The 24285-nt window shown below is 48.1% G+C and carries 24 protein-coding genes; all 24 read right to left on the reverse strand.

From position 1 onward, the window contains the following. Nucleotides 1–150: 150 nt before the first annotated feature. The 24 genes from proS to flhB all read right to left on the reverse strand — a co-directional run bounded on the left by proS (nt 151) and on the right by flhB (nt 24275). The gene (gene proS, locus K331_RS0104535; RefSeq protein ID WP_028589367.1) at nt 151–1599 is read right to left on the reverse strand and encodes a proline--tRNA ligase; all 1449 of its coding nucleotides are present in this window, start codon (nt 1597–1599) and stop codon (nt 151–153) included. Between the two features lie 57 nt (nt 1600–1656). Beyond that, entirely contained in the window at nt 1657–2928 is a 1272-nt protein-coding gene (gene rseP, locus K331_RS0104540) for an RIP metalloprotease RseP (RefSeq protein ID WP_018883369.1), read from the reverse strand. A gap of 263 nt (nt 2929–3191) precedes the next feature. Beyond that, the gene (locus K331_RS0104545) at nt 3192–4331 is read right to left on the reverse strand and encodes a 1-deoxy-D-xylulose-5-phosphate reductoisomerase (protein ID WP_028589368.1); all 1140 of its coding nucleotides are present in this window, start codon (nt 4329–4331) and stop codon (nt 3192–3194) included. Between the two features lie 43 nt (nt 4332–4374). Then, the gene (locus K331_RS0104550; protein WP_028589369.1) at nt 4375–5166 is read right to left on the reverse strand and encodes a phosphatidate cytidylyltransferase; all 792 of its coding nucleotides are present in this window, start codon (nt 5164–5166) and stop codon (nt 4375–4377) included. A 15-nt stretch (nt 5167–5181) separates the two neighbouring features. Beyond that, nucleotides 5182–5949 carry an isoprenyl transferase gene (locus K331_RS0104555; protein ID WP_028589370.1) on the reverse strand — a complete coding sequence of 256 codons (768 nt, stop codon included), beginning with the start codon at nt 5947–5949 and terminating at the stop codon, nt 5182–5184. Nucleotides 5950–6036: 87 nt separating this feature from the next. Continuing rightward, a complete protein-coding gene (gene frr, locus K331_RS0104560) occupies nt 6037–6591 on the reverse strand; it encodes a ribosome recycling factor (protein ID WP_018883373.1) in 555 nt (184 codons plus the stop codon). After that, nucleotides 6591–7319: a UMP kinase gene (gene pyrH, locus K331_RS0104565; protein ID WP_028589371.1), complete on the reverse strand. Its 729-nt coding sequence runs from the start codon at nt 7317–7319 to the stop codon at nt 6591–6593. The genes frr and pyrH overlap by 1 nt, the downstream gene beginning before the upstream one ends. A gap of 287 nt (nt 7320–7606) precedes the next feature. Beyond that, the gene (tsf, locus tag K331_RS0104570) at nt 7607–8257 is read right to left on the reverse strand and encodes a translation elongation factor Ts (RefSeq protein WP_018883375.1); all 651 of its coding nucleotides are present in this window, start codon (nt 8255–8257) and stop codon (nt 7607–7609) included. Nucleotides 8258–8401: 144 nt separating this feature from the next. Then, on the reverse strand, nt 8402–9100 hold the full coding sequence (gene rpsB / locus K331_RS0104575) for a 30S ribosomal protein S2 (RefSeq protein WP_018883376.1): 699 nt from the start codon (nt 9098–9100) through the stop codon (nt 8402–8404). Nucleotides 9101–9282: 182 nt separating this feature from the next. Next, nucleotides 9283–9912, reverse strand: a complete 630-nt coding sequence (locus tag K331_RS0104580) for an endolytic transglycosylase MltG (RefSeq protein ID WP_028589372.1) — start codon at nt 9910–9912, stop codon at nt 9283–9285. Beyond that, the gene (locus K331_RS0104585; RefSeq protein WP_028589373.1) at nt 9905–10483 is read right to left on the reverse strand and encodes a hypothetical protein; all 579 of its coding nucleotides are present in this window, start codon (nt 10481–10483) and stop codon (nt 9905–9907) included. Before K331_RS0104585 ends, K331_RS0104580 begins: the two co-directional genes overlap by 8 nt. A 33-nt stretch (nt 10484–10516) precedes the next feature. After that, nucleotides 10517–10843, reverse strand: coding sequence for a hypothetical protein (locus tag K331_RS0104590; RefSeq protein ID WP_226383531.1), 327 nt, complete (start codon nt 10841–10843; stop codon nt 10517–10519). A gap of 91 nt (nt 10844–10934) precedes the next feature. Next, nucleotides 10935–12344 carry a DUF342 domain-containing protein gene (locus tag K331_RS0104595; protein WP_028589375.1) on the reverse strand — a complete coding sequence of 470 codons (1410 nt, stop codon included), beginning with the start codon at nt 12342–12344 and terminating at the stop codon, nt 10935–10937. Nucleotides 12345–12385: 41 nt separating this feature from the next. Next, on the reverse strand, nt 12386–13174 hold the full coding sequence (locus K331_RS0104600) for a FliA/WhiG family RNA polymerase sigma factor (protein WP_018883381.1): 789 nt from the start codon (nt 13172–13174) through the stop codon (nt 12386–12388). Between the two features lie 15 nt (nt 13175–13189). After that, nucleotides 13190–13609: a hypothetical protein gene (locus K331_RS0104605; RefSeq protein ID WP_018883382.1), complete on the reverse strand. Its 420-nt coding sequence runs from the start codon at nt 13607–13609 to the stop codon at nt 13190–13192. Between the two features lie 3 nt (nt 13610–13612). Further along, nucleotides 13613–14110 (reverse strand): chemotaxis protein CheD, encoded by a 498-nt coding sequence (locus K331_RS0104610; protein WP_028589376.1) that lies wholly within the window; start codon nt 14108–14110, stop codon nt 13613–13615. 3 nt (nt 14111–14113) lie between these two features. Then, nucleotides 14114–14722, reverse strand: a complete 609-nt coding sequence (locus tag K331_RS0104615) for a chemotaxis protein CheC (protein ID WP_018883384.1) — start codon at nt 14720–14722, stop codon at nt 14114–14116. 3 nt (nt 14723–14725) lie between these two features. Next, entirely contained in the window at nt 14726–15187 is a 462-nt protein-coding gene (locus tag K331_RS0104620; RefSeq protein WP_028589377.1) for a chemotaxis protein CheW, read from the reverse strand. A 33-nt stretch (nt 15188–15220) separates the two neighbouring features. Further along, a complete protein-coding gene (locus K331_RS0104625) occupies nt 15221–17335 on the reverse strand; it encodes a chemotaxis protein CheA (protein ID WP_028589378.1) in 2115 nt (704 codons plus the stop codon). Nucleotides 17336–17368: 33 nt separating this feature from the next. Continuing rightward, nucleotides 17369–18838, reverse strand: a complete 1470-nt coding sequence (locus K331_RS0104630; protein WP_028589379.1) for a chemotaxis protein CheB — start codon at nt 18836–18838, stop codon at nt 17369–17371. Nucleotides 18839–18869: 31 nt separating this feature from the next. Continuing rightward, nucleotides 18870–19760 (reverse strand): MinD/ParA family protein, encoded by an 891-nt coding sequence (locus K331_RS0104635; protein WP_028589380.1) that lies wholly within the window; start codon nt 19758–19760, stop codon nt 18870–18872. Continuing rightward, nucleotides 19757–21133 carry a flagellar biosynthesis protein FlhF gene (gene flhF / locus K331_RS0104640; RefSeq protein WP_028589381.1) on the reverse strand — a complete coding sequence of 459 codons (1377 nt, stop codon included), beginning with the start codon at nt 21131–21133 and terminating at the stop codon, nt 19757–19759. Before flhF ends, K331_RS0104635 begins: the two co-directional genes overlap by 4 nt. After that, nucleotides 21130–23163: a flagellar biosynthesis protein FlhA gene (gene flhA / locus K331_RS0104645; protein ID WP_028589382.1), complete on the reverse strand. Its 2034-nt coding sequence runs from the start codon at nt 23161–23163 to the stop codon at nt 21130–21132. The genes flhF and flhA overlap by 4 nt, the downstream gene beginning before the upstream one ends. Nucleotides 23164–23186: 23 nt before the next feature. Next, nucleotides 23187–24275, reverse strand: coding sequence for a flagellar biosynthesis protein FlhB (flhB, locus tag K331_RS0104650; protein ID WP_028589383.1), 1089 nt, complete (start codon nt 24273–24275; stop codon nt 23187–23189). Nucleotides 24276–24285 lie beyond the last annotated feature (10 nt).

A 24285-nucleotide genomic window follows, 5' to 3' on the forward strand; every position in this document is an offset into this window, starting at 1 on the left:
AACGCCCATGTAAAAAGCTTCTGTGCGTCACTGCTCTGCAACAGAAGCTTCTTATATACTCTATTCATACCGTATCGAATACGGTGGTGGTGAATGATCATTCACCTTAACCCATACCTATCCCCACAAAGCAATTGCTGCTTCGAGCTATTAATAGGCTCTAGCGAACACTACAGTATGCGCCGCAGGCTTGCCACAGCACAGACATGTCTCCTTCACCACTGCAGGCTTGAATGGAATATTACGGCTGGTTGCTCCCGTAACTTCCTTCACTTGGTCCTCACAAGTCTCAGAACCACACCAGCCTGCCAATGTGAAGCCACGTTTTTCTTCCATTAAGGCTTTCATTTCATCCAAGGTGTCAACGTCATAGAAATGCTCATTCATGAAACCTTTGGCCCGTTCAAACATCTCACGCTGCACTTGCTCCAGCATAGCTTGAACTTCCTCAACCAGCCTTGCTTGCTCAATGACCTTCTTCTCTCCGCTGATGCGGGATACGAGTACACAGACGCCATTCTCCATGTCACGTGGTCCAAGCTCAAGACGTACAGGTACTCCGCGCATTTCATATTCGTTGAATTTCCAGCCTGGGCTTACATCGGACCGATCGTCAACCTTAACCCGAATACCAGCCTTCTTCAAATCCTCGAACAGCTCATCGGTACGAGCGAGGACAGCATCCCGTGTCTTTGGTGGGCCGATTGGAATCATCACGACCTGCGTAGGAGCTACCTTCGGTGGAAGGGCTAGACCACGGTCGTCACCATGCACCATAATCATGGAGCCAATGAGACGTGTGCTTGTTCCCCAGGACGTCGTATGCGCATATTCCAGATTATTGTCCCGGCTCAAATACTTGATATCGAACGCTACCGCAAATTTTGTTCCGAGATAGTGGGAGGTTCCCGCTTGTACTGCGCGTCCGTCTCTCATCATCGCTTCCAACGAGAAGGTATCCACAGCACCAGCAAACCGCTCTGAAGGAGTCTTCTGCCCTGTAATAACAGGAATCGCAAGTACTTCCTCAATCACTTCGCGATAGACCTCCAGCATCTTCATGGTCTCTTCGCGAGCTTCCTCTTCATTCTCATGAGCGGTGTGACCTTCCTGCCACAAGAATTCGCTCGTGCGCAAGAATGGAAGTGTTCTCTTCTCCCATCGAACTACGTTTGCCCATTGGTTTATGAGTACTGGCAGGTCACGGTATGACTGAATCCACTTGGAATACATGTGTCCGATCATCGTCTCTGAGGTAGGACGAATCGCAAGTCGCTCTTCGAGCTTCTCTCCGCCTGCCTCCGTTACCCATGGCAGCTCTGGATTGAAGCCTTCCACGTGCTCCTTTTCTTTCTGGAAGAAGCTCTCTGGAATGAACATTGGGAAATAAGCATTACGATGACCTGTTGCCTTAAAACGCTCGTCCATCGCATCCTTGATATGCTCCCAGATCTCGAATCCGTCCGGACGGAACACAATACAGCCACGAACTGGGGAATAGTCCATTAGTTCAGCTTTTTTGATGACATCAATGTACCAGCGGGAGAAGTCTTCTCCCTGTGGTGTTATTTCGGATACAAACTGTTTATCTTTTGACATTAGAAAAGCGTCCTCCCGTACCGTCTACAAGCATTCTAGCCTGCATACGACCATTAATTAACCGCTGATCAAGCGTAATATATCGTTATAAGTTACCGCAAGCATAAGCAGGAACAGCATCGCAAATCCAACGAAATGCACCATGCCCTCACGGCTAGGATCAATAGGCTTGCCACGAACGGCTTCAATCCCGAGGAAGATCAGTCTGCTACCATCAAGCGCTGGAATTGGCAGTAGGTTGAAGATACCGAGATTAATGCTGATCATAGCTGTCCAATACATCATCTGCACGAGTCCTGACTTTGCCACCTGACCTGTAACCTCAATTGTTCTGACGGGGCCACCAATGTCATCAAGTGCAAAATTCTGAACGAGCTGCTGCAATCCACGGAAGATTAGCATGGATGTATCTACTGTGTACTGTCCTGACAGCTTCAATGTCTCACCGATCCCTGCACTCCGAGTCGGCAATTCCAGACTAATCCCCACCTTGCCGCCTTCCTGGCCAGGCATCGCTCTCGGAACTACAGTGATATCCATCGGCTTATCCTCACGCTTAATCTGCCAGCTCATTGGTACATCCTGTGAACCAGAGATCAGTTCAATGGCTTTTTGCTGGTCCGCTCCAACAGGGGTACCATTGATCTCATTGATGATATCACCCTTCTGCAATCCAGCCTGCTCGGCTGGTGAGCCTGCAGTGATCTCTCCTATTTTTATGTAGGTTGGGTTATCAATTTGAACACCGTTGACCTGAATGTAGATAGCAAATAAAAAAAAGGCCAACACAAAATTCATCAAAGGTCCAGCAAAAATAGCCAAGGCACGTTGTCCGACCGTCTTACTGCCGTACTGTCGATCTCTCGGAGCAATCTGTATCTCACGGCCTTTGCTCACAATGATCGCCTGGGGGTGGACAGAATAGGTCATCGTTTCACCGTCTGCGAGCAGTGTAATCGTGAGTGCATCCTCCAGATCGATATGCTGTACCTCGCCCTGGATGACATTCTTCTGCTTGTCCAGATCGTCAGTGAACATTCTCTTAACCAATCCGTCAGTCAATCTAACATTAATGGTCTGACCGGGCTCGATCTGAATCAAATCCGGGTCTTCCCCGGCCATTCTAGCGAAGCCTCCAAACGGTAACAGGCGAAAAGTGAACTGAGTTTCATTCTTCTTATATGAAAACATCTTGGGCCCAAAGCCAATAGCAAACTCACGGACCAAAATGCCAGCACGCTTTGCAAAGTAGTAATGACCCCATTCATGTACCGCAACAACTAGAAAAAACATGAAGAAAATATAGATCACGATCTTAATAGTCTCCAACTGGTCGACACCTCCTTATACTATAATATGCATGTTCTAGGATAACATTATTCTTTTATAATACCAAGAGTTTTTGATGGTTGGCAAATGGTTCATACTCTCAGCGGATTCTCAATCTACTCTACGAAAATCATGCTATAAGCTTAAAAAAACGAGACTGCAGATCAGCCATGAATCATAGCCTATACAGTCTCGTATTAATCGATCTAACGCAGCTCGTTCATCTCTGAGGAGCTCATTGGCTTACTAGCGTGGCTACAGGTCTATAGCACCGACGCAGCCTTGCGAGCTTCCTGATCCGCCCATTCAATAGCTTCCAGGTCAGGCTGCCTCACCGGCTGATGCTGGCTGACGATTCGCTCAATAATCTCTTCGATCCGGAGGAAAGGAATCTCTCCCTTCAAGAAGCGGGCTACCGCCACTTCATTGGCTGCATTAAATGCTGTAGCCGCCGTGCCACCAGCCTTGCCGCATTCAAAAGCCAAGCGTAATGCCGGATAACGCTCATAATCCATCTCGCTAAAATGCAACTTCCCTACCTGCGCAAGCGACAATGGCTTGGCGGGAGAAGGCATCCGGTCAGGATAGGTCAGTGCATATTGGATCGGGACCCGCATATCCGGATTCCCTAACTGAGCAATCATGCTAGTATCAACGAACTCTACATAGGAATGGATAATACTCTCTGGATGAAGCAGCACATGAATGCGATCATAGTCGATTCCGAACAGCCAATGGGCCTCAATGACCTCAAGGCCTTTGTTCACCATGGTAGCTGAATCAATCGTTATCTTCGCTCCCATGGACCAGTTCGGATGCTTGAGCGCATCCTCCACGCTCACACGCTCTAGCTCGGCACGACTGAGATGGCGAAAGGATCCCCCCGAGGCCGTCAACGTAATGTGGGACACGCGATTCAGATCCTCACCATTCAAGCACTGAAAGATCGCAGAATGCTCACTATCAACAGGCAATAGCGCTACACCTTTCTGACGAGCTCGCTGCGTAACGATGTGTCCAGCCGTCACCAACGTCTCCTTGTTAGCTAGTCCGATATGCTTGCCTGCCTCGATCGCCGCAAGTGTAGAGCGCAGGCCCACGCTTCCCATCACCGCCGTTACGACGAGCTCAGCATCGGTTCCTGCAGCTACCTCAACTAACCCCTCGTCTCCCCAGTAAACTGCTATGTCTTCTGGAAGCTGCTGTCTCACTTGTTCGGCTAGCTTCTGAGTAGCGACGGATACTTTTTTCGGCCGAAAGCGCAGTGCCTGCTCCAGTAGCAACTCTACATTCTGGCCAGCTGCCAGACCTTCAATCTGATAGGCTTCAGGATGCATAGCCACCACATCCAACGTCTGTGTACCAATAGAGCCGGTGGAACCAAGTAATGAAATCCTCTTCATCATGCACCTTCCTCACGATAACTCATAAACCTTCCTGCCTCTCTCAAAAAGGGAGCAGAAACATATGTATGAAAGGAAATACTACAATCCAGCTGTCACAACGGTCCAGAATACCTCCATGACCTGGCAGTAATCGACCTGAATCCTTGATATCATAGGCCCGTTTGTAAGCAGACTGAATCAAATCTCCTAATTGTCCAACGAGGGAGCAGGCCAAGCCAATGACAATCGCATGTCCCACTGTAAGAAGCCCACCCGAGAACCAGGAAAATACTACAGCTATGACGACAGCAAGTATAATCCCTCCCACAGAGCCTTCAATTGTCTTATTCGGACTGATGGAAGGCCATAGCTTCGTACGACCGAACGCCTTTCCTGCAAAATAAGCTCCTGCATCACTGGACCATATACTGGCCAACAGCAATATGGTCCAAAATAATCCATATGCCATATGTCTTGAATCCGCAATCGCAGAAAAGCCAACCCCCACATAAACAGTACCCAGAAACAGTAATGCTGCTGTATTGATGTTCACCCTATTTTTGGACAGTACCGTAATGACCAGAAATAAAGTCAACCATATCCACAGCATACTGGACAATTCCAGAGGTGGTTGTACTTGTAGAGGCTCATATGGAAATACCAATAGCAGAACTCCTACATAGCTCAGAAGAGCTTCTATGCTAAATGAAGGGACCTTGATCATACGAATGAATTCATGTATGCCAATCAAGGCCATAGCAAGAATCAGGATATGATAGGGTAGCCCTCCCAGATAGACCATCATAAAAAACAGGGCACCTGCTATAATGCCTGTCAGCAATCGCTGCTTCAACGGCTTCAACCTCCATTACTTCAGGCCGCCGTATCTCCGTGTCCTGCGTTGATACTCAGCCACTGCTTCGTATAAATGCTCCTTGGTAAAATCGGGCCAATAGATATCTGTGAACCAAAGCTCACTGTACGCCAGCTGCCAGAGCATAAAGTTGCTCAGTCTGAGCTCCCCACTTGTACGGATCAGCAGATCCGGATCAGGCATTCCATTCGTAAGCAAGGATTGATCGATCAATTCTGACGTAATATCCTCAGCCTTCAGACGGCCCGCTTCAACCTCACGTCCGAGCGTTTTCATGCATTCCGTTATTTCCATACGACTCCCATAATTCAGGGCAAAATTAAGCACAAGTCCTGTATTATGCTCCGTCCGCCGGATCGCCTCCAATAATGGTTCCCGTGTATACGAGGGTAAATACTCCTCATGCCCCATCATACGTACTTGAACATTATTTTCGATCAGTTCATCTAGCTCAATCGCTAGAAATTCCTGTGGAAGCCGCATCAGAAAATCGACTTCTTCTTTGGGGCGCGTCCAGTTCTCCGTTGAGAAGGCATACATCGTCAAATACCGGATACCGAGATCACTTGCGGCGATTGTCGCACGCTTTACAGCTTTCATACCGTTCTGGTGTCCTACCGTGCGTGGCATACCGATTCTCTTAGCCCATCTGCCGTTCCCATCCATGATTATGGCAACATGCTGCGGAATATTATCGTTTGAAATGGTCGGTGTCTGCTCTTTATGTCCCCCGCTCCACCAGGACCGAACCCGTTTGATCATGCTAATCCTCCAACATTCTCCCCGAAATGAATCATGGCCCATAAAGAGACAAACCCCACCTTGACGGAGGGGTCCGAGGTCTCTCACTTATACTTCCATGATTTCTTTTTCTTTCGCAGCGAGTACTTTATCTACCTCTGCAATGAATTTATCTGTTGCTTTCTGAATATCATCCTGATGGCGACGAGACTCATCCTCAGAAATATCTGTCTTCTCCAGCTTTTTGATATCATCATTAGCATCACGACGAATATTACGCACAGCAACTTTGGCTTCTTCACCGAACTTCTTCGTCATCTTCACGAGCTCCACACGGCGCTCTTCCGTTAACGCTGGGATGCTCAGACGAATCTGGTTACCGTCATTTGACGGAGTCAGACCAAGATCCGATTTCTGAATAGCACGCTCGATGTCAGCCAGCGAGGACTTATCCCAAGGCTGAATCATGAGTGTACGAGAATCTGGCGTGTTAATGTTCGCCAACTGGTTCACTGGTGTCGGCGCTCCATAATATTCTACCTGAATCCGATCGAGAAGACTAGGGGTCGCTCGACCTGCACGCAGTGTTGCCAGGTCCCGTTTGAGTGCCTGGATCGCTTTATCCATGCGCTCCTCTGCGTTCTTTTTAATCGCTTGTGGCATTAGTCTACACTCCCTTTTACAATTGTACCGATTTTCTCGCCAAGCACAACACGTTTGATGTTGCCTTGCTCCGTGATCGCGAACACGATCAACGGGATATTATTATCCATGCAGAGGGATGAAGCTGTAGAGTCCATTACGCCCAGATTCTTGTTCAGAACATCCAGGTAGGTCAGCTGCTCATACTTCTCAGCGGTGCTATCCTTGAATGGATCTGCTGAGTATACTCCGTCCACTTTGTTCTTGGCCATTAGAATAACTTCAGCTTCAATTTCAGCCGCACGAAGAGCTGCAGTCGTATCTGTAGAGAAGAATGGGTTACCTGTACCTGCCGCAAAAATAACTACTCTGCCCTTCTCCAAATGGCGAATCGCTCTGCGCCGTATGTATGGCTCAGCAATTTGTTGCATGGCAATGGAGGTCTGTACGCGAGTAGGAACGTCAATCTGCTCCAGGGCATCCTGCAATGCCAGTGAGTTCATGACGGTGGCCAGCATGCCCATATAATCAGCCGTTGCACGGTCAATACCGTTGGCGCTGCCAGCAATCCCCCGCCAAATATTCCCGCCTCCGCACACAATCGCCACCTCTACACCCAACTCTACTACATCTTTAACCTGCTGGGCAATCGACGCAATCGTATCGGCATCAATTCCGTATCCATTTGGACCCGATAATGATTCACCACTAACCTTCAGGACAACACGTTTAAATACTGGACTTTCCAAATGTTCAACCTCCATTGATATTCCATATTTGTTAATGCGCCTGACGAAACAAAAGCTCCTGACGGAGCCTGGCCCCGTCCGGGGACCGAAGGATCGTGCCCGCAGGAAGCTTATGCTGTCAAGGAGCTGTAAGACAGACCACATGTAGTAGTTGTTTTCCTTGCGATTATAGAAGCATTTCAGTTCAGCTGAAATCTTATTCATTCTATAATCTAAAGAAAAGGAACACCGCTGTTGCCGTGTTCCAATTCTGTGTCTAATGTACTATAGTCCCCGAGGGGCTATCATTATTGCTTAACTTGAGACATAACTTCTTCGTAGAAGTTGTCTTCTTTCTTCTCCAGACCTTCGCCCAGCTCATAACGAACAAAACGACGAATGGAGATGTTCTCACCAATCGTGCTGATTTTTTCGTTCAGCAGTGTAGCGATTGTCTTGTCTGGATCTTTAACAAAGGATTGCTCCATCAAGCAGAACTCTTCGTAGTACTTGCTGATGCGGCCTTCCACCATTTTCTCAACGATGTTAGCTGGCTTACCTTCGTTCAGTGCTTGAGCTTTCAGAATTTCCTTCTCTTTCTCAAGCTCTTCTGCGGATACTTCTTCACGACGTACAAAGCGAGGGTTGGAAGCTGCGATATGCATCGCGATGTCGCGCACGAACTCTCTGAATTGGTCTGTCTTCGCTACGAAGTCAGTCTCACAGTTGATTTCTACCAGCACACCAATTCTACCGCCAGCGTGAATGTAAGATTCAACTACACCTTCAGTTGCGATACGGCCAGCTTTGTTCGCTGCTGCTGCCAGACCTTTTTCACGCAGGAATTCGATTGCTTTCGTCAAATCACCGTTTGTTTCTTCGAGTGCTTTTTTGCAATCGAGCATTCCTGCGCCTGTTTTTTCACGAAGTTCTTTTACTGCGCTAGCATTAACTGCCATATTTAATTCCCTCCAAAATTGAATTTAATTCCTTTTGCTTTAACGCAAGGCTGAATTTATTCCTTAAAAAAAGGGTAGTGAAAGGCTTCCACCTACCAACCACCCTTTTCATTTAATTCATGTGTATTAGCAATCCAGGGCTAATTAAGCAGTTGTCTCTTCGCCTTGGTTTGCTTCCATAACAGCGTCAGCCATTTTGCCAGTCAGCAATTTAACTGCACGGATCGCATCGTCGTTACCAGGGATAACGTAGTCGATTTCGTCCGGATCACAGTTCGTATCAACGATACCAACAATTGGGATACCCAATTTGCGTGCTTCTGCAACAGCGATGCGCTCTTTACGAGGATCGATGATGAACAGGGCACTTGGCAGACCCTTCATGTTTTTGATACCGCCCAGGAATTTCTCAAGACGATCTTTCTCTTTGCGGAGAAGGATAACTTCTTTCTTAGGAAGAACTTCGAATGTGCCGTCCTCTTCCCAAGTTTCCAGTTGTTTCAGGCGATCAATACGCTTTTGAATAGTTTGGAAGTTAGTCAATGTTCCACCCAACCAGCGTTGGTTGATGTAGAATTGACCAGCACGAGTAGCTTCTTCTTTTACAGAATCCTGTGCTTGTTTCTTAGTTCCTACAAACAGGATTGTGCCGTTATCAGCTGCGATGCTTTTAACGAAGTTGTAAGCTTCCTCTACCTTTTTCACTGTCTTTTGCAAGTCAATGATGTAAATACCGTTTCTTTCAGTGAAGATATAACGATCCATTTTTGGGTTCCAGCGACGAGTTTGGTGTCCGAAATGAACCCCAGCTTCCAGAAGCTGTTTCATGGAGATTACTGCCATCTTCACGCACCTCCTAAATTTGGTTTTTTAGTGTATCCTCCGTCGACATCATTTTCCACAAAGACTTCCTTGCAGAAGCACCCCTTTGCAAAATTAATCGACGTGTGTTTTTAACACCGTCATTTAATATACCATAATACAAAGCTCCTTGCAACAGCAAAACCGTCCCCTGTCCGATAGTCTTATCGGGAAGGGACGGTCGTGAATTTGGTAATGATGGAATTCAGGCTCTCACCTTTTTCAAGCGTATAGGTACCTGAGCGAATTTTGCGGTTTATTTTCTTGGCATTAGCTGCCTCCATGAAGTCACTGGCACTCTGCACAACCCCTGACTTCTCCAGCTCCTCTGCTACTGCGGTCAGATTCTTGCCTGGGGCAATCCGAAAGGTGACAAGCTGCTTCGCGGCCTTTGCCTGCTGCGGTGCCACTGCCTCCTTAGGTGTATCCACTGCCTTCACTACTGCTGTCTGCTGCTTGCTCGTCTCCTGGGGAGCAGAGCTTTGTGGTTCTGAAGGGGTTGATGGCTCCTGAGAGGGATTTGCCGTGTCTGGAGCTGTCGGATCAGCAGGCGTTTTGTTGCCTTGCTCAATGACCTTTTCACGCCACTCATCCTCTGTCATAAGCTCCTCTGAGCTTTCAATCACCTTCAGGTCCAGTCTCGCAGCAGCTTCCTCCAGTTGCTCGCGTGTCAGCTCTTGCGTATTCATGGAGGACACGCTCTGTGCCTGACCAATAAGGGCTAGCTGCAGCAACAGAGCACCAGCGATCAAGCCTGTACCAAGCCCAAAAATATATAAACGTTTTTTAATCATGCTGGTCCTCCTGCTCGGCAAGCTGTAAAATCAACTGGACCTCTCCGCGCTGAATTCCTGTCTGCTTCACGATGAAATCGACAGACTTTCCTTGCCCGTATAAAGCAAACAATTCGGGATAACGATCCCGTATGCTTGGCCTTGTCTCTGGAACAGCCACCTCCGACTCTTCTGCCTGAAGCACTGCTTCCTCCGTAATCGCGGCTTCTTGTTCAGCTACGACCAAATTCGCAGCTTGCCTCTCCTGGAACTGGATGAAATCTGCAGCTTGCTTCGACAATTCAACGGGCTCGCTACCTGTCCGTTCCAGATCCACGACGCGCTGCCTCAGCTCTATAACCTGTTCTTGCAAAGCAGCATTCTTCGCTGCATGCTCACTCTTGATCTGAGTTACGATCTCAATGAGCTCATCGTTACCATGCTCAATGTCAGCCATGTATTGCTCAAGCGTAGCCTCTACATTACTCAGGACCTTTTCGTCCGAGGCTTGTGCATTCTGATTCTTTGGCAGCATCCAAGCATATAGCATGAGCGCCAGCCCCAGCAGGGCAATCATGATCCATGGCTCCACAACCCATCTTCTCCTTCTTATGATGATTTTCTGCTATAGCGACAGGTCCAGATGGTGTCCTTTGTACGGATGCTCTGCCTTCGGCTCTTCTGCTGACTCGGTCTGAGTGCGAGCCTTCTGATCCCGATGTCGTTGCGACTGCTGTTGTCCGTCCTCCTGGTCCTTCAGCTTCACGAAGGCCTCCGAGGATTCCGAGACGTTGACCGGCTTATTCCGCTCGGCATCAGCATCTTTTATTGCCTGTTCTCCAAGATGTGATTGTTCATTCATAGCTCTATGCCGATATTCGCTTTGATACCTCCCTGCTTCACTTGTACGAGGCACGGCTATCTGCAATTCAACGGCTTTCAAACTCATCATCACCACACCCTTCACTGGTTTGCATTTTGCAACAGTCGACTCAAGTAGCACACGTGATGTCTGCAAACGATCAGTTCAACTGAACAAGCTATTAGGCCAAAGCTGACATAGTGATATCTCCGTCAAAATAATAAAATGACATTCTTGATACCGGATCTTTAATATATTTCGTGTATCTGCCGATAACTATTTTAGAGCCACCATAAATGACATTCTTAACCTCTACCTTTGCCATGGTGGTATCCTCCAGCATTTTCTCAATTTCAAAAATGCGAACCTTGATTTCACCGGCTTCACGCTCGCTGGATTTCTGAGTAGCTGAGAGCTTTACTCGCATCGCCAGCTTATCAGGCGTCAATTGACCAGCTGCTGCCAATTGGTCCAAAATATGAAGCGCTTTATTTGTCTTGTCCATGCTGGCCAGCTGCAGCTTCAACTGGTCCCGCAATGTTGTTAATTCATTACGCAATTCTGGCAACACGCCTACTTCAATGGAAGTCAACGTGGACATTGTATTCCCCACCGTGCGCGCGCTTACCCTTTCGCCCGCCTGAATACTTCCGCCAACAATCAGGCCCTTCGGACCACCACAAGTTACGTTTCTTCCGGCGCGTACATGGGAATGCATGATGCTCTGGGATACAAGAATATCCACTCCTGCTATGACATTGCCATCCTGAATAAATGAGCATTTGACGTCCTGCCCAGCCTTGACATGTCCTTTGTTGTAACCGATGATGCCACTGCTGATCTCTACAGAGCCCGAGGCTTCAATCTCAGCTCCCTCGACGCCTCCGATGACACGGATATCCCCATCTGCTCGTACACGAAAGCCTGTCAGCACATTTCCACGGATGACCACAGTACCAACAAAATCAACATTCCCAATGCTGTAATCAACATCTCCATTGATTTCGTAGACCGGAAAAACATTAATCTTATCGTTGTCTGTTTTGGTAACCAGGCCATCAATTGCCGCATACATAGCGATCCCTTCAGGATGAATAACTACGTTCTTTCCAACCTTGAATCTGGCCTGTTTACCTTCCTTATAAGGAATCTCCTCATTCGTGACCGCAATACCAGGCACACCAGGTTCAGGAGCTACCAACTCAGCGATTAACTGACCTTTACGCACATTCTTCAGCCTGGTTAATTCTTTATAGTCTACTACTCCGTTGTTATGCTCAAGCGGCTTATGCTCATCATCCTGCAGCATAATATCTGCATACATGACATAGCCGTCTACACCGTGAACCGGTTGCTTTCCTTTGGCAATCAGTGTCTTGGTATGCAAAAACAGCTCCGGCCTAACAGAAAATTCAGCCAGTGCTGCATCGATGACACCAAAGCGAATCTGATTACGTTCCACGAACTGCTCCAACTCCGGCAATGAGCAAGTGAAATCCTCCACCGGCTCGATGAACTCAAGATATGCAGCGCTTTTATCAGCAGATTGTGTAATTTTAAGTACAGATTCTAAGGTATGTGGCTGCTCCATTGCAATTAGCCCCCTTTGCATCAGTTCATTCCGATTTATCTTTAATCCTTGCTCATTAACAGATCCTTTTGCTTGTCTAGGGCTGCACGTAAGCGAAGAATTGCCTTGGAATGCAGCTGGGAAATGCGGGATGGGGAGAGCGACATTACCTCAGCAATCTCGCTTAATGATAAATCCTCATAATACAAGAGGGATACTACCGTACGTTCTTTCTCTGTAAGCTTATCAATGCCTTGGACCAAGGCTTCCTTCAAGTAAAATTCATTGACCTTATGATCCGGATTTTTCGCTTTTTCATCTACCAACAGAGAAAGTCTAGTCTCGGATTCCTCTTCCCGAATCGGGTCCTCCAGAGAACAAATGGACATGACCGCTACTTCCTGCAGCATCGTATTGAATTCCTTCTCCGAGATGTCCAAGTAATTGCTCATCTCTTCATCGCTTACGGATCTGAGATAACGCTGCTCCAGATGCTGATAGGCATCCTCAATCCGTTTAGCTTTTTCTCTAACCGAACGCGGGACCCAATCTCCCTGACGAAGACCGTCCAGAATGGCGCCACGTACACGCCAGGAGGCGTAGGTCTCAAATTGCAAGCCTCGCTCGTAGTCAAACTTTTCAATAGCGTCAATCAAGCCCATTACCCCATTGCTGGCCAGATCATCTTTGGAGACATTCTTGGGCAAGCCCACAGCCAGACGGCCAGAGACGTAGTCCACGATGGGAAGATAGTTCTCGATTAACTGCTTTTTGGCTTCCACTTCACCATGTTCTTTCCATTGCTCCCACAGCTCCGAGTAATTCAAATGAGCGGCTTTTCGCTCGTTCATCGAGTTCACCCTTCCTTATTGGTCTGTCAGGTGACGAACGGCCTTGGCCAATTCCTCAGGTTCCTTGGTTGTAACTAGCTTGGGCGGGTTCAAAGGCGTGAATGCTGCTTGTGCCGGATCAGGTTCCGGCTTTGGCTTCAGCATGTTGTTCAGATCTTCACCCTCATCAGGAGTAACCAGGTCCAGATTGGTGCCGAGACCTTGCTCCTGCCCGTCCTGCCTCATGTTAGACAGCCCGGCAGACGACAAATCTGGTCTGGATACATACCCGATCACCCAGCGAACCAGATAAGCCAGGATAAACCATACCACAAAAGCAATTATGCCACGTATGAAGCTCGTCACCAGCAAGTTTTTGCCGGTAGATAACAAGAATGTCAGCACAAACCCAAATATTCCAGACCACAGATTAATGCGCAAGCTTCCAAATAGCATAGTTTACAGTTCCTTTACACCTTTTTGTACGCTCCGAATACTCAAAACGCCAGTCTCACAATTCAATTCAATTGTTCTGCCGACACTTCCGCCAGTGTCTTCACCTAGCAGTGGAATCTTCAGATCCAGCAGAACATCCCGACAGGATTCCACATTCCGGGGACCGATTCTCATCGTATCCCCGCTGCCAGCAAATGCAAACATCTGAGAGCCACCAGCCATCTTGGCAACAATCCGGTGCCTGGATGCTCCCATGGAAATCAAGCGATTCAGCAGCTCCGGAAGGGCTGTGTCAGCATACTTGGCAATATTCAGATTTCCTTCACGGGCAATCTCCGAGGAGGGCAGCATGACATGTGCCATGCCTGCCAGCCTCAGATTAGGATCGTACATCGTTAATCCGACACAGGAGCCAAGGCCTGTAGTTCGGATTAAGTCTGTAGAACTAGCCACGTTTAAATCAGCCATTCCGACTTTAATGATGTTCTTTTCCTCAATCATGATTTAACGGACTCCTAGTGACTCAAATATTTTCGCAAAGGATTCTGGATCGGGAATCAGGAAGAATTGTCCCTCAATCTGATCCTGCCCTTCTAGAAAAGCTGTGTCAATCAACAAGGCGTCGTTACCCATTTGACCGAATTGCAAGAGTCCATAGCTCAGGATAGCACCAGCCATATCCATCGCAAGTCCCGGTACGGTAGGGAACATGGACAGCTTGGTAAAGTCCGCCAATGAGGACAGATAAGAGCCTGCCAGAATGTTGCCAATTTCCGAAAGAGCTGAATGTTCCATCTCATTAAATGTTTCGTCATCGTCCGACTCAATTCCTGCTAATCTGCGCACCAGACTTTTGGCGGCTTCAGGAGAGAGAATAAAGAACAGATTGCCAGGGACCTCTCCCTCCACTCTAAAAAAAATAGCAATGACAAGCCGCTCAGGCCCGCCTACTTTCTCGGCTATCTCCTCGAATGGAAGAAGCTGTACCTTGGGAACACCCATGTCAATTGGCTTATCCAGGAGACGGGATAGGGCTGTCGCCGCATTCCCTGCTCCGATATTGCCAACTTCCTTCAGCACATCTAGCTTGAAATCCTCCAAATGATTAAACACGGCTTAGTCCTCAATACTTTCCAGCTGGACAATCTCGCTCTTATTCAAGACTTCTGCAAGATTCAGCATAATCAGCAGACGTTCTTCGCTGATCTTCGCTACACCACGTAGGTATCTGGCTTTCACGCCGCCAACGACCTCTGGTGGAGTCTCAATACTGTCTGTATTGAGATCAATAACATCATTCGCAGAATCTACGATAAAGCCTACTTGCATCTCATTTACAGCCACAATGACAATCCGCGTCTGGTCCGTATATTCTGCTTCAGGAAGGCCAAAGCGTCCACGCAGGTCGATGACTGGGATCACGACCCCACGCATATTGAACACACCCTTCACGAAGGTGTAAGTCTTCGGTACCCGCGTAATCGGCACCATCCGTTCGATGGACTGAACCTTATCTACCTCAATACCGTATTCCTCGTTCCCCAGTTTAAAGACGATAACTTTAATCTCTTCTCCCATGTCTAAAGACCTCCTCCAATGAGTTAAGCAGCTTTATTTAATGAAAACATTCGGGTCAAGAATGAGTGCTACCTGACCGTCTCCAAGAATGGTTGCACCTGAAATCCCTTGAATGGCCGGCAGATATTTCCCCATATTTTTAATGACAATTTCACTTTGTCCAAGGAAATCCTGCACTGAAATCGCAGCAAGTCGATCCCCTTTGCGGATGACTACGATTTCTGTCTCTTCCTCTTCGTTTTCATTAAAATCAGGTACCTCGAACACTTCACTCAGAGAGATCAACGGAATCGTGAATTCACGGTATGAGATCATCTTGTTACCATGTACATTCCGGATACGGTTGCGCTTGATAATAGCTGTCTCCAGGATTGAGGAGAGCGGAATGGCATATTTCTCGGAACCAATCTGCACCATCATGGCTGCGATAATCGACAAGGTCAGCGGAAGCTGTACAGAGAAATTGGTACCTTTTCCAGGTGTCGAGAATATCGTAACATTACCGCCGAGTGATGTAATCTTGGATTTGACCACGTCCAGTCCTACGCCACGACCAGATACGTCGGAGATGACCTCTGCAGTACTAAAGCCCGGAGCGAATAGAATCTGGTAGGCTTCCTCATCGCTCATAGCGTCAGCCTGCTCCTGCGTAATGATGCCTTTCTTGATGGCATTTCCCAGCACCTTGTCACGGTTAATACCAGCGCCATCATCTTCGATCTCAATGAAGACATTGTTCCCACTATGGAAGGCACGAAGGTTTACTGTACCAATCTCCGGCTTGCCAGCAGCAATACGATCGGCAGCGGATTCGATACCATGGTCTACTGAGTTACGCAGCAAGTGAACCAGCGGATCCCCAATCTCATCAATGACTGTGCGGTCCAGCTCAGTCTCCGCGCCAGTAATGATAAGCTCCAGCTTCTTGTCCAGCGTCTTTGCCAGATCACGAACCATTCGAGGGAACCGATTAAATACCGTGTCGATCGGAACCATCCGTAGCTTCAGAACAATGTTTTGCAGGTCTGAGCTGACACGGCTCATGTGCTCAACCGTCTCCGTCAAGGACTGACTGCCCACTTCCGAAGCCAGCTGCTCCAGACGAACACGATCAATCAGAAGCTCACTGAAGAGGTTCATCAGGACGTCCAGACGTTCAATATCCACGCGGATCGTACGGCTCTGAGCTGCTGCTCCATTCTTCGCAGGACTACTAGCCGCCTTGGCAGTCTTTGGAGCTGCAGTTGGTTGTACAGTAGCAGCTGTAGGAGCTATAACTGGCGTCACTGCCTCAGCTACAGCTGCAGCCATCTCTGTAGAAGCAGCTCTTGCAGCAGCCATACTCTCTTCTGTCATGTGCCGGAGCGATTCCTCATCCAGCAAAGTCAGCACTGCGTCTTCAATTTCGGAAATCCCTTTTATTTCTTTCTCCAGGTCAGCGGCGTCCTTCTGGGTTATGTAGTACAACGAGAAGCCGCGGTCGAATTTCTCTTGTTCAATGTCCTGCACCGATGGGTAAGCCTTCACTATTTCCCCCGAGTTCTCCAGAACGTTGAACACCATGAATGCGCGGGCAGCCTTTAGTTGACTCTCCTCACTCACCGTAACCTGAATATAAAGTACCCGGTGACCTTCCCTGATGGATTGCTCCAGAATTGAGTACTGGTATTGATCGAGTTCAAGTCCTGCATTGGTGTACGATACTGTAGCTTCAGCAGGGGTTCCTGTCGCAGCTACTTCAGCAATGGCCGGGCTTGCTGTTTTGAAATCACCACTCACAATTGATTGCAGGGAGGCAACAATTGAGGAGACATCTGCCTTTCCGTCTCCGCCCTCCATAATGTTCTGGACCATGGATTCCAATGCATCCAGCCCTTTAAAGAAGGTGTCGAAAATGAACTCATGCATATCAAGCTTTTCATTGCGCACTAGATCTAGTACATTTTCCATTTGATGTGTTAGTGACGCGAGGTCTTCAAAGCCCATTGTTGCTGCCATACCCTTCAAAGTATGGGCGGAACGGAAAATGATTTGAACGATTCCGAGATCAGTCGGATTGCTTTCCAATTGAAGCATATTTTCGTTAAGAGACTGCAGATGATCATTCGACTCATCAATAAACATGGATAAATACTGATTCATGTCCATTGTGAGACACCTCCTCCATGAGTTACACTCCGATTATTTCACAACTTGTACAAGCTTTGGCGCTATCTGGTGCAAAGGTAACAAGTATTGCACACAATTCAACTCCACAGCAGAGCGGGGCATGCCGTATACCACACAAGTCTCCTCATTCTCTGCAAACGTAGATCGAACTCCCGAATCGTAAAGCTTCTTCATCATTCTGGCTCCATCACTACCCATGCCTGTCAACAATACCAGATGTCGCTCCAGTGAAGTGAGCGAGGCAAGTGATTCGAACATCGTGTCCACAGAAGGTCTATGTCCGTTGCGTGGCTCCTCTGTCGTTAAGGAGAATGCGTATTTACCGCCGGATTGTGATGTGACTCTTAACTGATAGCCGCCTGGTGCGATATAGGCTGTCCCACTCTCCAACGTCATTCCTTGTTCTGCCTCAACGACCCGAATAGCGCTTAGCGAATTCAGACGCTGGGCAAGAGAACGGGTGAAATTCGGCGGCATGTGCTGCACAATTACAACGGGAGCAGGGAAATCGCCTGGAATCTGTTCCAGGAACGCCTTTAAGGCTCGCGGCCCCCCTGTAGAACAACCGACAGCCACAAGCTTACGGAACTGGACACCCCCGGTAGGTTTCTTCACGCTCTTTGCAGACTCCTCTGCCAATAATGATACGGTTGGCGGATTGGCCTTTGTTACTGCTGGAGTAGTCTTCACCAGCTCTGGCGGTCTGGCAGTCACCCCAGAGGTCTTCTTCGTTACCGAAGGATCAGCAGGCTTCTTCTCACTGAAGCTCTTGAGAGGCTGTGCTTTTCCGATTTCCGCTTTGCGAGGCTCTGTCTTACGAGGCTCGCTAGGCTTGGAAGCACTTAGCTCCTGCCAAGTCCTGCGCGATTGTTCATCCAACGCTTTTTTAAGTAGCGGTTGGGCTGGGATAGGCTTGGGCTCTGCATTAGGCGGGACCTTAAGTACAGCTTGAACAGATTCCTCCGATTGTGATGGCTTCGGAGAAGGCACCTGCGAATCCTGCTTGCGTTCTGCCGGCGGTCTGCTAGACAGTGCAGGCTCGGTTTGAGAAGATTCCTTGAAGCGTTCCTGCTTCCTCTCAGCCGCCTGTACAGCTGCCTTCAATCTCTCCAGCAGTTCGACCCCCACCTTCGCAATATCGTGAGAATTGCTGATTGAAGGTTTGCGGATGAAATCAAAAGCCCCAGTTTCCAACGCTATGATGGTCTCCTTCATCCCCTGCTCATTAATGGCAGACAGCATAATAACGGGAAGGGGGCATTCCTTCATAATCAGCTTTAGCGCCTCTAAGCCATTCATTTCAGGCATCTCGACATCCATCGTCACCAGATCGGGCTTCAGGTGTCTAATCTGTTCCACAGCCTCACGACCATTGCTGGCTGTCCCAGCAATTTCAAACGACGCGTCTGCTACGATCAGATCGGAAAAAATTTTCCTCATGAACGCAGAATCGTCAACGACGAGTACACGATATACTGTCATTCATTTCACACCTCTGTCCTCGTTTCAAGAATCATTTGGTTGTCAATCGAAGCCATTTTTGCATGAAGCCCTTGATTCCTGTCACGGTACCTCCATTTTGCTCTGGCAAAGCCATGCCTGCATAGTGATGAGCCAAGCGCACAAGATCCCTTGTCGCTGGGCAGCCTGGAAACCCAAGTGAGAAAGGGACCTGCTTTTTGACAGCCTCGCTCACATGAGGATCATCACTAATGTAGCCAAGCAGCGGAATATCAAGGTTCAGAAATCGACTGGTGACTAGTGAAATCTTATCAGCCACAAGACGGGCCTCATTATCGTTATCGGCACGGTTGACGATAATCTTAAATTTTGTATCTGATTGATTGCCACTTACCACCTTTATAAGTGCATATGCATCTGTAATGGAGGTAGGTTCTGGCGTTGTTACAATTAAGCATTCGTCCGCGGCCATGATGAATTTCAGGTTCTCCATCGACAGACCGGCTCCGGTGTCAAAGAAAACATAGTCCATGTCAGTGGCTAGGAATTCCATTTCTTCCATAAAATAATCCAAATCAGCAGATGTTAACGAGAACAGCTCCTTCACACCAGAGCCCCCTGGCACAAAAGGGAGTGAGTTGGCCCCCTTTTGCACAATCTGTGTCATTGTCTTTTCCCGTCGCAGAACATGGGAAAGGTTGTAAGGAGAGGATGACCCCATTAACACATCAATGTTAGCCATTCCAATATCCGCATCGAAAAGTAAAACCTTTCTTCCAAGCGATTGAAGGGCCAATGCAAGATTTAGCGTAATATTGGACTTGCCCACCCCGCCTTTCCCGCTCGCTACGGTAACGATTCTGGCCTGTCCAGTTCTTTTGGGTAGTCTATATTTATCCAAAGTAGACATCAGCTGTCTCAACACCTGAGCTTGATCACTCATGTCGACTCACCAAGCAACATATTTAGTAGCCGCTTCGTATCTGGCAAAAATACATCCTCAGGAACGTTTTGTCCGTTGGTCATATATGATATTTTCAACGGATACTCATGCAGGAGATTGAACATGGCTCCAATACTGCCTGTCTCGTCTGCCTTCGTGAAGATGACCTTATCCAGATGATACTGGCTGAAATGCTGTGCAATGGTCTTCATATCTTTACTTTTGGATGTGAGGCTGAGTACCAGGTATGTCTCGCTATCCTCCCTATGAGCCAGCAGGCTTTGGAGCTCGGATACAAGCAGCTCATTTCGGTAGTTCCGCCCAGCGGTATCCATCAGAATCAAATCGCAGGCTTCCAGGCGTTGCATGGCCCGATGTAGATCACTAGGGGATTGAACAATCTCTAAGGGAACATTCAGAATGGAAGCGTACGTTCTAAGCTGATCAACTGCTGAAATCCTGTATGTGTCAGATGTAATGAGCCCTACCTTCCGATTGAATCTGAACAGCTGCTCTGCGGCCAGTTTGGCAATTGTCGTCGTCTTGCCGACACCCGTTGGTCCCGCTACATATATGATTCGGGTGCTTAGCTCAATACCGCCGCCAATACGCTGGTCGATGAAGCCTTTCAATAACTCCCGAAATGCTTGTTCCCAGTCGAAGTCACTTGCGCTGGACAGCTCTCGGTCTCTTTGCTGATACACCATTTCCAGCCAATCATCCAGCAGTTCGCGGTCTACATCCTGTTCAATCAGGCGTTCACAGATGCGCTGTGCCGGCTCTGGTAGCTGTGGTTCCGTGACCGCGCTTCGGGACAAGCGGGTCATCATCAGCTTCATTTCGCGTATTTCCTCTAATAGAGATTGGTCTGCTGTGCTTACTTCAGCATATGCAGGAGGTTCATTCTTGACTGCACGATGACCTGCTACAGCCAACAGCTCCTGCATCTGAGCCTCGGAAAAAGGTGCCGAGACCTTCGCCTGCGGCACGCTCTGCTCAAGCTGAATATCATTCGCTCTGACCTGTTGTTCTGTATTCGGCCGAGGCTGCGGCGGCGCATAATCCTCTGCTGCTCTTCTATAAGCGTTTGGGGCGGCAGAGCGTGGCACCGTCACGGGTCGTGGAGGCTGCTCTTCTTCCATAAACAGCTTCTCCGCAGGTCTTGCTATTGTAGCCGTATTGATGCGTGGTGAAGAGTCAGCCTCCTTTTCGAGTGCAGCAATAACCTCTATCTTTCTCTGACGGAACATACCTAGGAAACCGCCAGTTTTCATAGGCTTCGTACTTAGTATTACAGCGTTGGAACCCAGGTCTTCCCGAATCTGCTGCATGGCTTCCGGCATGGTGTTTACGATATACCGTTTAACCCTCATAGATTCACCACCCCGACACTTTGAATTTCAACGTTAGGCTCCAATTCACTGTATGACAGTACCGGTACATCCTGCATGGTCCGCTCCAGTACCTGTCGCAAATACATGCGAATCGTTGGTGAGGTTAACAAAATTGGCTGCTGACCAGACTGAATCAAGCGATTGACTTGCTCTGAAATCTTCTGATAGACCGTCTGGGTTGAGATAGGATCCAGTGCTAGATAGCTTCCTTGCTCCGATTGCTGTACACTTTCTGCAATCTTCTTTTCTAGCGAAGGGCCGACTGTAATCACCTTCAGCGTATCACCTTGTCTGGAGAACTGCTGGGTAATCTGACGTGATAGCGCCTGACGCACATATTCTGTAAGCACATCCGGGTCCTTCGTGTAGGCTCCGTAATCTGCGAGCGTCTCGAAGATGGTCACAGTATCCCGAATGGATACCTTCTCCCGCAGCAGCTTAGCCAGTACCTTCTGCACGTCGCCAATGCTGAGTACGGAAGGAATCAGTTCATCCACAAGCACCGGATAGCTCTCTTTCAGATTATCTACAAGTGCACGTGTCTCCTGTCTACCAATCAATTCGTGTGCATGACGTTTGATCATCTCCGTTAGATGTGTAGCAACTACCGATGGCGGGTCAACCACTGTATAGCCTGATAGCTCTGCCGCATCCTTGGTTCCTTCATCAATCCATAATGCTGGCAGACCAAAGGCCGGTTCCGTGGTCTCAATGCCTGTTATGCTTTCATCATCGTACCCGGGACTCATCGCCAAATAATGATTCAGCAGCAGTTCACCGCCACCCACTGCATTTCCTTTTATTTTGATGATGTACTCATTGGGCTTCAATTGAATATTGTCCCTGATCCGAATAACCGGTACAACCAGTCCCATCTCCAGAGCGCATTGGCGCCGTATCATAATAATCCGGTCCAGCAGATCTCCTCCTTGCTGGGTATCAGCTAATGGAATCAGCCCATAGCCGAACTCGAACTCAATGGGATCTACTTGCAAGAGGTTAATGACACTTTCAGGACTTCGAACCTCTTCAATCTGCTGTTCCTCCTCCAGTTGTTCTTCCTCGATCGATTTCCGATCCAGATTCTGCTGCATTTTCCTGGCCACAAAAAAGAGCAATATGGCCAGAGGCAACGTCGTAATCACGTGAATCGGTGTGAAAAAACCGAGTAGAGCAACCGTTATAGCAACGATATAAATAAGCTTTGGATATTTGAAAAGTTGTCCTGTCAGGTCATCAGCCAAATTCCCATCAGAAGAGGCTCTAGTAACGATTAGCCCTGCAGCAGTAGAAATAAGCAGAGCTGGAATCTGACTCACGAGTCCGTCCCCGATCGTTAGAATCGAATACGTGGATAATGCATCAGCGAAGCTCATCCCCTTGACAGTCATTCCGATAATAAAACCGCCAATCAAGTTGATAACCATAATGATGATACTGGCTATGGCATCTCCCTTAACGAACTTACTTGCACCATCCATTGCACCATAGAAGTCAGCTTCTCTTTCGATCTTGCTGCGACGCTCACGAGCTTGCTGTTCATTAATAAGTCCTGCATTCAGATCCGCGTCAATACTCATTTGCTTACCTGGCATAGCGTCGAGGGTAAATCGAGCCCCAACCTCAGCTACACGCTCCGAGCCCTTCGTAATGACGATGAACTGGACGACAACGAGGATCAGGAACACGACGAAGCCTACTGCAATCTGTCCTCCAGCGACCCAGCTACCGAAGGTAGCTACTACTTCCCCCGCATGACCCTCGCCCAGAATCAGCTTAGTCGTAGACACGTTCAGGGATACCCGGAACAATGTCGTAATGAGCAGGAGAGCCGGGAAGATCGAGAATTCGAGTGGCTCGTTTGTGTTCATAGCCACCAACAGCATAATCAATGCAATCGAAATATTAATGACCAGCAAAATATCGAGCAGCCATGCAGGGATCGGAAGTATCAACATAAGTACAATACCGATGATACCAACAAGGACAGTTATATTTTTAGTTTTCAATGGTCTCTTGGCCTCCGATCCCGTTATTTCGTTTTACCTTTTAATTTATATACATAGGCCAGCACTTCAGCGACTGCTTGGAATAAGTCGGCAGGGATGGAGTCCCCAACCTCGGTCCGCTGAAACAGCGCTCGTGCAAGCGGCTTATTTTCCATAGTCATTACACCATGCTGCTTAGCGATATCTTTGATGCGAAGCGCCATATAATCCTGACCTTTTGCTACTATCTGGGGCGCCTCCATCTCCGAGCCCTCGTACTTCAAGGCTACAGCAAAGTGAGTCGGGTTCGTGATAATGACATCAGCCTTAGGCACTTCCTGCATCATGCGTTGCATGGCCATCCGACGCTGCCGTTCACGAATTTTCCCCTTGATTAAGGGGTCCCCTTCCATCTTCTTATATTCATCCTTAATATCTTGCTTGGACATTCTTAGATTCTTCTCATATTCATAGCGCTGATAAATATAATCCAAAATCGCTAGAGCAAACAAACACGCGCCAATTTTGAGTCCCAGCTCCAGTGTCAATCCTGCCGCAAAGTTTAGAATTTGATCCCCTGAGAACTCGGATAGCTTGGCAAGGTTGCCGCGTGTGCCCCAAACGACGTTGTATACTAGAAGAGCTATAATCGTCATTTTAAAAATGGATTTTAGCATTTCTACGATAGAACGCATGGAAAACATATTTTTGAACCCTTTTATCGGGCTTATTTTACTGAACTTCGGCATCAGCGGCTTGCCTGTTAGTAGAAAGCCGATTTGAACGTAGTTGGCCAGCAATCCAACTAACATCGCTACGGCAAATACCGGGGCCAGAAGCATTACAATCTGGATTCCATACTCCGAGAACATCATCATCACATTTTGTTGCGTAACATCCATCGTAAGCCGATTTGTAAATACATCTACAAAGAGGTCAACTGTTCGAGTCTTGAAAAAGTCACCCATCATCATGAGACAGCCGAATACGAGTAGCAGGATCGAAGCAGCTGATACATCCATACTTTTGGCTACTTGTCCTTCTTTTCGGGAATCCTGTTTTTTCTTCGGAGTAGCCTTCTCGGTCTTCTCACCAGCAAACAGCTGCAGATCCAGTGTATACCTCAGTCTCACATGCACACCT

Origin of the sequence: Paenibacillus massiliensis subsp. panacisoli DSM 21345, from assembly GCF_000426545.1 — a bacterium.
GTDB classification, from domain to species: Bacteria; Bacillota; Bacilli; order Paenibacillales; family Paenibacillaceae; genus Paenibacillus; species Paenibacillus panacisoli.